We start from the raw sequence: 10,999 nt of genomic DNA, 5'->3' as shown, positions 1-10,999 counted from the left end.
TTCTAACCCCATTACTTAAGCTCTTCATATCCAATGTCGATTTATAACCACTTATATCTCCAGTCATATATCCAGGATAAGCGTTAGCTACATCTGGCCTTGATATTGTACATTTGGTTGTACCTTTTAATTGCCCATCAACATATATTTCTATTTGTTTAATTCCACTTGGATTTAAAGCCCAACCTGTTACTTCAATTTCATTGCTTGTAACAGTACTATTATATGCAGGACTATCAATTACACTATGACCAACACTATTAGTTTGCATTATTGCTAAATTATTGTATAAATTTAACACTTCCAACCCATAAGTATTACTTGGTGCCCAACGTCCTCCAAGAGCCACAACTGTCCTAGCAGTTCCTTTAATACTAGCAAATTGTCTAGAATCATATGTATCACTTCTTGGATATCCAACAGCACCAGCATATAAAGCTAAATGATCAAGATGAGCTTGTACACCTTCATCCCAATTGTTAAATCTTTTATGTGCATTTGGATCTGTATCTGATCCACCTGTACTTGTTTTTAATCCACAAGGATTATGAAAAGATTCATCTAATACTCCTGAAAAATGTCCATATCCTGTCTCTTTAGCAGATTGAACATATGCAATGGCAGCATTAACTCCTCCTCTAGCTTGTCCATATTTCCAATACAGATCAGCAAGATTTACAAAAGTATCAGTAGCGCCATTCTTCTTTGCCCATTTCTTTGCCATTTCTAATGTAATATTTGTTTGGGATACAATGCTAATATCATCACTTGCAGCTTTGACTTTGATTGTAAAAGCAGGTAAAAAGTTGAAAATAAACGCAAATATTAAAAAATACGCAAGATTTTTTTTATTTTTACTCACTCGTCTCCCCCCCTTTCTTATAATATCCTTTATAATTCTATCATATTTATTATATTGAGTAAACATTCCGCATTTTGTTTATTTTTTAATACGACTAAAAAAAAATCTATATATTATCATTTATTTGGTAGCTTTTTAATTCTTTGTTAAAAACACAGCTCATTATTCTCTTTTTTGTGTCTATTCGTTTTTTTTCGAAATTTTGCATTTAAAAAAGCTTCTTTCACCAATCCCTAAAATCAGTAAAAGAAGCTTATCTTAACCATTATATTGTGAAAATAGCATCCCCATCGATATAATTAATGTAAAAACCCAAAAGACACTTATTAAATAATTTAAATTTTCTTTTTTATAATTAGTAATTATCTTATTATTCTTAAAAATCAGTAATATAGGTAGTAAAAGAGGTATTATATACCTTCCCTGTACCCCTGCTATTTCTTTACTTCCAACTGGAGTAAATGTAACATATAATGCTGTATCAACTAATCCCCAAGCAATTATTGTTGCTAAAGAAATAACCAATTTGTCTTTACCTGCTATTTTTATAATGTTTTCTTCATTGTCTATAATTGCTACAACAAATAATATAAATACCATTATATAAATATAGAACACCTTGATATTTCCCGTATAAGCCAAGTTACCTGGCACTAGCAAATACTCTTGTATATTTTTTATAAACTCATTAATAGCTATATGTAAATAAGTGAAAATATTATGAAAAATGAATAATACTTGCCCTTTTACATCTACACCTGGTACCTTCCATTGATTTGCATCTTTTGATAATCCATAAACAAGAGTTAATATTGTTACACATCCTGATAAGAACAAAGTTCCTAGTTTTATAGTCCATACATTGAGTTTTTCTTTTAACTTCATTTTAGGAACTGCTAAAATTAACAAGCATAATGGAGCATATGAAAACTTGCTCATTATTAAAACTGAAATAGCTACTAAAAAGAATCCTATTTCTTTATAACCTATGCTCCTCTCTTTAGCTCCAATAATATTAATAAATATTACCATGGCGGCCATTGAAGATATTAATGTAACAGCATCTGCAGAATATGCAGCCCCATGATATAAGACACTTGGAAGTAACATAATCATAAATATAAGTCTTTTTGCTATTTTCGTATGCTTAATTATTAAAGCACCCAAAATAGTACATATAACTAATCCAGTAATACGTCCTAAATAAAAACTAGTTATAAATGACAATTTAAGCAACAAGCCTATACCTATACCTATTGCTCCAGGTATATAAGGAACAAATGGATATGTTGAAGCTGTTGTTTTATATATAGCATCCTTAGAATAATTATTATCCGTGAACTTATCTTGATATTCAACTTTTTCTTTATAAGAATCAAAAATTGGCGCTATCCCATTTGAACCAAAAAAAGTATCAATATTTTCCGGCCAACCAATAGCTTTACTTTCTCCAACAATATCAAAATTTGCAAGTTCATAAGCTTTAATGAAATGTTCTCTTTCATCATGAGAATAATATGTTGGCATCATAAACACAAAATTCATACCAATACATAAACTTATAACAACAAAAGATATATGTAGTTTTTCCTTAACTATATTCCTATAATGAATAAAATAAAACGCTAATAACCCAAGAGAGATAATAAATATATATCTAGCCACATTAAATGTAAATGTATTATCTATATATACACTATCAACTTCCATTGAAATACTAGAATTATCTTTTTTACCTGTTTCAGTATTGTCTTTATTCACAATTCCTATTTTAAACTTTACATTATCACTATAATCATTAACTTTAATATATGAATTTGATTTTAAAGCCAAATCACCACTATAAGTTTTCTGATTTGATAATGATATTCCCTCTTTTTCTGGAGTAATTTTCAAGATCTTATTTTCGTCCATAAGTTTAATATTTAAATAATTTATATACTTACTTCCATTTATCTTAAATGATGGATTCTCACCAGTAATAGTTAATTTAGATTCATCTAATGTAAAATTATCAGCAACTATATCATTTTCATTTATCTTCACTATACCTTTTTCATTAGAATCTAATCTAAAATACTTGAAATTAAATCCAAAAACCTCCACTATAATTCCTAAAATAATAATAGAAAGAATTACTAGCACCTCTGGTAACTTTTTCTTCACCCATATATTATGCATCAATTTACCTCTTAACATTGCTCCTTAGATTTCACATTTTTTATAAAACATTCTATTGCATCTTCCCAATTTCTCATCTCATTGCCAACAGTAGCTCTTAGCATCATATTATCTAAAGATGAATATTCTGGTCTTTTTGCTGCATTTGGATACTGCTTTGAATATTCTTCAGAAGTACATGAATTCACCTTACATTTTCCTCCTGAAAGCTCTATAATTCTACTTGCAAAATCATACCAGCTACATTCCCCTTCCCCAGTACAATGGTAAACTCCATATTCTTCTGTACCTATTAACTTAAGAATATGATATGCTAAATCATTAGCGTTTGTTGGATTTCCTCTTTGATCATTTACAACTTTTATAGAATCCTTAGTTTTCCCTAAGTTCATCATTGTGTAAACAAAATTTTTACCTACATAACCATATAACCAAGCAGTTCTTACTATATAATACTTAGAACAAAGTTCTCTTACATAGTTTTCACCCATAAGTTTTGTAGCTCCATAAGTACTTGCAGGAATAGTTACATCATATTCAGCTAAAGGAACACTTCCTACCCCTGAAAATACATAATCTGTAGATACATGAACAAGCTTTGCTCCTACTTTTTCAGCTGCTATAGCTAAATTTCTAGCTCCAATAGCATTAACTTTAAATGCCGCATCTTTATTACTTTCACATCCATCAACATTAGTAAAAGCCGCACAATTAATAATAACATCTGGCTTTTCTCTTAATGTAAATTCATTGACTTTATCCAAATCAGTTATATCTAATTCATCTACATCTACATATATTGTATTACATTTTGTAATATCTATTGGACACTTAGCTATTTCTGCTTCTCCAGTAGTTAGGATAGTCTTAAATTCATTTGCTAACTGTCCCTTTCCTCCTGTAATTACTATTTTCATTACACACTCACCTTACAATCTTATTTATTTTTCTTTTCTAATTCTTCTACTACATCAACTAAATATGTTCCATATCCAGTCTTTAACAAAGGTTTTGATAATTCTCTAACCTTATCTGCATTAATCCATCCTTGTCTATATGCAATTTCTTCTAAACATGCAACATAAGTTCCTTGAGTATTTTGTACTGCCTCAACAAAGTTAGATGCTTGAAGCATTGACGCATGTGTACCTGTATCTAACCAGGCCATACCTCTTCCTAGAAGTTGAACTTTTAAAGTTTCTTCCTCCATATAGACTTTATTTAAATCTGTTATTTCTAATTCTCCTCTATCTGATGGCTTTAACTTTTTAGCCTTCTCAACAACTGTATTATCATAAAAATATAGTCCCGGAACAGCATACTTTGATTTTGGTTGTTCTGGTTTTTCTTCTAATGATACAACCTTACCTTCTTCATCAAACTCAACAACTCCAAAAGCCTTTGGATTTTGAACATAGTAACCAAATACATATGCTCCTTTTTCTAGATCTGAAGCTTTTTTTAGTGTTGATGAAAAACTTTGTCCATAGAATATATTATCACCTAATATCATTGCTACAGAGTCATTTCCAATAAACTCTTCACCTATTATAAACGCTTCTGCTAACCCATTTGGTTGTTCTTGCACAGCATACTCAATATTTAAACCTAAATCGCTACCATCTCTAAATAATTCTTTAAAATTCACTATATCTCTTGGTGTAGATATAATTAATATTTCTCTTATACCAGCCAACATCAACACTGACATTGGATAATAAATCATTGGCTTATCATAAATTGGAACCATTTGTTTTGACATAGCTTTTGTAACAGGATATAATCTAGTACCTGACCCTCCAGCTAAAATAATACCTTTCAAATACTTCACCCTCTTTTCTTAATCTACATATATCTATGTAATGGTTTTACCAGGCAAAACCTATACAAATTATATCATATCATCTAAACTTTATACACTTATTTCATCCAATAATTTTTATTAGCTGTATATTTCAATATCTTATCTTTAGTTAGTTTCTCATATTTACTCCCAAATTTATCTCCAATAAATCTAATAGCGAAGTTTGGAATTATATCAAAAAAAGCACTAAAGTTTTTCTCTTTTATTGAATTAACAGCTACAAATTTTACTAAATCTATAGCACTCCCACTAGCTCCTGAATCTTTTATATAATTATGTTGCTTCAAAAATACTCCTTGATCAAAATATCTTTTAAAAAGAGATTTATATGTATATTTATGTGAATGTATAACTTCAGCATCTGCACAATATTTTATCTTAAATCCATTATTTATCAGCTTGTATGCAATATACATATCTTCATTTGTTAACAAATCTTTGCCATCATATCCTTCTAATTCAACAAAGGTACTTTTTTTTATTGCTGACGCTGCATCTGAGAAAAAATATGCCATAATTCCCAACTTTTTAACATCTTCTTTTGATACTATTCTACTTTTATCAGGATAATTTTTCATTCTGGTATATCGTTCTATAGTTCTATTTTCACAAATTTGCTTTGAAAAAGAAGCATCGCATATTCCTTTATCTATATCTTTAGTTAATTTATACAACCACATATCATCTTTTATTTCAATATCTTGAGATATAAATACAACTATATCTCCCTTAGCATTATAAGCTGCTTTTTCTCTAGTTAAACTGTGAGAAAAAACAGATGGAGAAATAACTATATACCTAGCATTTTTTTTCTTCAATTTTTCAATACTGTTATCTCCCTCTACCTCTGTGACGATATATAGAATTTCTTTAATTTGCACTTTTTTTTGTTCATTTAAGGATTTTGTCAATTTTTCTATGTATTGTTCACCTTTATATAATGGGCATATTACAGATAAATACATAGCTCCTCCTTTATAATCTAATATCTTAATGTAAAGTCTTCTTTGTCCAAAGTTAGATTTACGTTATAATAAGGATCTCCTTTTTCTAAGAAATCTGAATAACGTTCTCTAAATCTATCAAATTCCCCTTTGAATCTAGCTGCTTTCTCTTCTGTATCCTCTTTTCCTCTACTCTTTGATTCATAATGATAAAGTTCTGCATATGGAGTCCATGCATTAACTCTACCAGTCTTCAATACTCTTAAGCAGAAATCGACATCATTATATGCAACTTCAAAAGTTTCATCTAACCCGCCAACTTCATCAAATACAGATTTTTTAACTAAAAGACAAGCTCCTGTTACAGCGCTTAAATTGTGAGTAATTCCAAGTCTTAAGAAGTAACCATATTCCTTTCTCTTGAAACATCTATGCGCGTGTGCTGCTGCTCCACCTAATCCAACTATTATACCACCATGTTGAATTGTATTATCAGGATAATATAATTTTGCACCTACACACCCAACATCCTCTCTTTGAGCTAATCCAATCATCTTGGTTAACCATTCCTTATTAATTACTTCAACATCATTATTTAAAAGTAATATAAAATCACCAGTAGCAAATTGAGCACCATAGTTATTAATAGCTGAATAATTAAATCCTTTTTCCCAAGTTACTACTTTAATATTTTCATACTTCTCTTGAATTTCTTTGTAATATTCAAATGTATCTTTTTGTTCCGAATTGTTTTCTATTACTATGATTTCATAATTTTTGTAGTCTGTTTTCTCTATAACTGAAACTATTGTTCTATTTAAATCTTCAATATGATCTTTAGTTGGAATTAAAATAGAAACTTTAGGATTTCCTATTATCTCATAATCAACTTCATAAGTTCCTATATATTTTCCATCTCTTGTTTTTCCCTTAATACCTTTTCTTACAAGTTCTTCGTCTATTGCTTTCTTAGCTGAATCATAGCAATACATCTTATTTCTTGGATTTCCAGCAGTTGATCCTGAATGTACTCTCCATGAGTAAAGAATTTTAGGAATATGATGAATATTTTTTGCTTGTTCAGTAGCTCTTAAAATAATATCATAATCTTGACTTCCATTAAATCCATCTCTAAATCCACTTATCTTATCCATAAGGTCTTTTCTAAAAACAGAAAAATGACATATATAATTATAACTTCTAAAAGTATCTACTGCATAATCTTGTTTAAAGTGAGGATCAAATCTATAGTCACTCTTTTCATTAATTTTATCTTCATCTGTATAAATAAAATCAATAGTTTTATCTTCATTAACTGCCTTCACTATTTCAAATAATGCATTTGGTTCTAACAGATCATCATGATCAAATAACCCTATATAATCCCCAGTTGCCATGTAATAACATTCTTGTGTATTTCCTGCAATTCCTTTATTCTCATCTAAATACTTAACTTTTATTCTATCATCTTTTTCAGCATAACTATCCAACATTTGATTTATGTACTCTAGCTCTGAAGCTCCATCAGCAATACATAACTCCCAATTTCTGTAACTTTGTTTTAATACTGAATCAATTGTCTCTATTAGTAAATGTTTTGGTGTTTTATATGTTGGAATTAATATACTAATTAATGGTTCATATTCAAACACATAAGATTTTTGAGATTCCAATTCAGCTTCACTTATAACATGTTGATCTATCCAAAATTTATAATCCAATCTATCGCCCTTAAGCTTTCTTAAAGCCTTGAATACAAACGATTTAAATCCATTTTCTTTTATAAAATCCTTTGCCCTATTAAAATTTGATACATTCAAATTCTTAATTACAACAACACATAAAGGTCCTATTTTCTTTATCCCTCTAAAGAAATTTAAAAATATATCTCTTCCTCTATAAACTCTAACTAATCCTCTCCATCCACTAGAATTATATATCTTTCTCAAATCCTTAACAGCCTTATCTAATTCTAATGCCATTTCTCGATCCACCTTATCACAGAACAATCTCATACAAACATTGTCATACTTATCTGTACCTAATAATACTCTATCTCCTTCTTTTAGGTAAATTTTTATTGTAAGATTTTCTTCAAATACACCTCTAGCAGATGAAAACTCCAACTCATTCCATCCTTCTTCCACATGTTGTAATATCTGTTCCCCAACTAAACTTCCATATTCATCTTCAAATATGTCTACCTTTATTAGTCCTTTAAAATCATTCACATTAGATAAGAAAATCATTAATTTTCTTATGTTATATTCATTTGATCTATATTTCAATTCATGTACTTTGCCACTAGTTATTTCAATGCTATTTACAGGATCTCCACCTATTCTAACCACATCTAGCAATTTATCTTCATTCATTAAACTAACCATCCTTACATAATTATTATAAAACAGATTATAATTTTTTATTGAATAATACTAAGTCTTAAATTTCTCACAATATTTTTTCAACGCATATTATTTCGCAGAAATTTTCATTTACTTATTAATTATTCTATCACCTTCCACTCATGTTCAATGTAAAACTTTCCTTCTGAAAAATACTTATTAGCTATTACAAACTCGCAAATTGCTGTTTTATAATCTAAGTTAACTATACTTTCATCTGTAAATATTCCCACATCAATAGTGTAGGTTCCTCCAAGTAGAGGTATTCTTGGAATTCTATAAATAACTTTATGCCTACCAAATGTATTCGGAATTTCTACCTTTTCTAAATAAGTGTTTGGCCCAAAAATGTAATCTCTTGAAGGTGTATATATAGCTGCACCAACTAAAAAACTATCAATTTTTTCCCTGTAAATATCATATGTTATTTCTACTTCTAAATCTTCAAATGTTCTAATCTTATCTCTTGAAATCTTTACTTCATGGATAGATGCTAATGTATCTTCATTAATAGGCATCTTAAACTCTCCATCATCCTCTTCTACAACAACTTCTTCTTCCTTTTGATTCTTATTTTTAAGCCTTACATCTGTTTGGTTATCCAGTGTTCCATACTTCATAAAGTCTTCATACAAATCTGCTATTTCACTTGACTCACCTTGTGCTTCTATTATTCCATCCTTTATCCAAATAGCTTTATTACAAAATCTTTTAATTTGTTCTGTAGCATGAGATACAAATAATATGGTAGTTCCTTTTTCCTTAAGACTCTTCATCTTATCAATACATTTTATTTGAAACCTTGTATCTCCAACAGCTAATGCTTCATCAACTATTAATATATCTGGATCAACATTACTTGCAACTGCAAATGCTAATCTTGCAAACATACCACTTGAATATATCTTTACTGGTTGATTTATAAAATCTCCAATATCAGCAAAGTCTATTATATCTTGAATTCTACTAGACATTTGTTCTCTAGTATATCCCATCATAGTTCCATTTAAATATATATTTTCAACCCCTGTATATTCCATATTAAATCCAGTACCTAATTCTAATATAGCTGATATAACACCATTTATCTCTAGTTGACCAGATGTAGGCGTAAGTACACCTGTTATCATCTTTAAAAGAGTAGACTTCCCTGAACCATTCTTTCCTAAGATTCCAACAGCATCACCTTTTTCAACATCAAATGTTAAGCCATTTAAAGCCACAAATTCTTTATGATAACACTTTTTTGTTAAAGATAAGGTTTCCTTTAATCTATCTATTGGCTGATCATACATATTATATTTTTTAACTAAATCTTTTACTCTTATCATTACTTCGCTCATATAAATACCTCACTATAATACATCTGAAAAATGTGGCTTAAGTTTATTAAAAATCTTAATCCCTACAAGTAGTACTACAAAGCAAAATGCCCAGAAATATATTGTTTCGTACGGTCTTTGCCAAAAATAAAATTTATCCACAAAAGTATCCCTATACCCTGTAACTATATAATACATTGGATTTAATTTAAATATTCGTTGTGCCCATCCTGGAAGGATAGCTATTTGCCACCCTATTGGAGTTGCCCAGAATCCAACATTCATAACTATACTTATTATTTGCCCTAAGTCTCTAAAAAATAGTATTACAGCTGATGTAAAAATAGTAACGGAAAACACTAATACTATCATTGCACCTAAATAATATATAAATTGAACTGAATATGCATCAGGATAATATCCATACATTGCTGCAATAATGAAAATGAAAGCTACAAAGAATATATGCACAAATAGAGCTGATATTATCTTTACTGCTGGTAATACTTCTATTTTAAATACAACTTTCTTAACTAAATAACTATATTCCAAGAATACATTTGTTGTTGATGGCAATGCATCCGAAAAGAAAAACCATGGAATTATGCCACATATAAACCATAATACATATGGAACTGTTCCTACAGGTCCAGATTTAAACGCCACTTGAAAAACAAAGCAATACATAACTATTGTTATAAAAGGATTAACAAATCCCCAAACTATACCTAAATATGAAGAAGCAAATTTATTTTTAAAATCATTTTTAGATAAAGTCTTAACTATTTTTCTATTTTCAAAAGATAACTTTAAAAACTTAACAGATTCCTTTAGTGCTGTTAATGATTTTGCTGTTATAAATCCAAAGAATAATGCAGCTACTGCCATAATATAATTGTATGAACTTGGCATTCCACTTAAAGGCTCAATAATAGCATCAACATTTAATATTTCCAAATAAGGGTCATTTCCTGTTGCCTCCAACTTAATGCCATCATCTTCAAAGTCTAATTTTAAATCATTTGTCTTTCCAATTAAGCTTTGTATTTCACCTTTTGTGAAATTATGCTTGCCGTTCTTCTTTAGATAAAAACTTTTTAAATCTAATTCTTTGATACTATTTCCAAAATCTATTCTTATATTTTTTGTATCTGGAGGTATACTATAATTAAGCTTATCAAATTTTGATATCTCTTTATAATCCTTTTTTTCTGAATTAGGCTCTGTCCATTCCTTATCTCCAACAGTATCAAAATACACCTGATATTGTTCAACACTTTCAGACTTTAATTCTAATATTAAATTCACATTTCCAGGTTGATCGCTATAATACTTATTAAACAATCCAAATAACAAACCAGTAAATAAGCATGTAGCAATCAAAACAAATATCTTTTTCTTCGATATAATTTTCATTACTC

Annotated in this window: 7 protein-coding genes and 1 pseudogene; all 8 read right to left on the bottom strand. The window is 29.1% G+C overall.

What is annotated here, in order from left to right; genetic code table 11:
* Nucleotide 1 precedes the first annotated feature (1 nt).
* Nucleotides 2–862: pseudogene (locus tag H9661_RS19490) on the bottom strand (glucosaminidase domain-containing protein); the annotation flags it as partial.
* A 258-nt stretch (nt 863–1,120) separates the two neighbouring features.
* Nucleotides 1,121–3,043, bottom strand: a complete 1,923-nt coding sequence (locus H9661_RS02505; RefSeq protein WP_191767638.1) for a DUF2142 domain-containing protein — start codon at nt 3,041–3,043, stop codon at nt 1,121–1,123.
* 11 nt (nt 3,044–3,054) lie between these two features.
* The gene (gene rfbD / locus H9661_RS02500) at nt 3,055–3,960 is read right to left on the bottom strand and encodes a dTDP-4-dehydrorhamnose reductase (RefSeq protein WP_191767637.1); all 906 of its coding nucleotides are present in this window, start codon (nt 3,958–3,960) and stop codon (nt 3,055–3,057) included.
* A 20-nt stretch (nt 3,961–3,980) separates the two neighbouring features.
* Nucleotides 3,981–4,865: a glucose-1-phosphate thymidylyltransferase RfbA gene (gene rfbA, locus H9661_RS02495; protein WP_191767636.1), complete on the bottom strand. Its 885-nt coding sequence runs from the start codon at nt 4,863–4,865 to the stop codon at nt 3,981–3,983.
* Nucleotides 4,866–4,963: 98 nt separating this feature from the next.
* A complete protein-coding gene (locus tag H9661_RS02490) occupies nt 4,964–5,872 on the bottom strand; it encodes a glycosyltransferase family 2 protein (RefSeq protein ID WP_191767635.1) in 909 nt (302 codons plus the stop codon).
* Nucleotides 5,873–5,889: 17 nt separating this feature from the next.
* Nucleotides 5,890–8,226: a glycosyltransferase family 2 protein gene (locus tag H9661_RS02485; protein WP_191767634.1), complete on the bottom strand. Its 2,337-nt coding sequence runs from the start codon at nt 8,224–8,226 to the stop codon at nt 5,890–5,892.
* 131 nt (nt 8,227–8,357) lie between these two features.
* Nucleotides 8,358–9,599, bottom strand: a complete 1,242-nt coding sequence (locus tag H9661_RS02480; protein WP_191767633.1) for an ABC transporter ATP-binding protein — start codon at nt 9,597–9,599, stop codon at nt 8,358–8,360.
* Between the two features lie 12 nt (nt 9,600–9,611).
* Nucleotides 9,612–10,994: an ABC transporter permease gene (locus tag H9661_RS19485; protein ID WP_243240318.1), complete on the bottom strand. Its 1,383-nt coding sequence runs from the start codon at nt 10,992–10,994 to the stop codon at nt 9,612–9,614.
* Between the last annotated feature and the right edge of the window lie 5 nt (nt 10,995–10,999).

This window comes from Clostridium cibarium, assembly GCF_014836335.1.
Classification (GTDB): Bacteria; Bacillota; Clostridia; order Clostridiales; family Clostridiaceae; genus Clostridium; species Clostridium cibarium.
The sequence above is the reverse complement of the archived record's forward strand: the minus strand, read 5'-3'. Positions and strand labels throughout refer to the sequence as shown.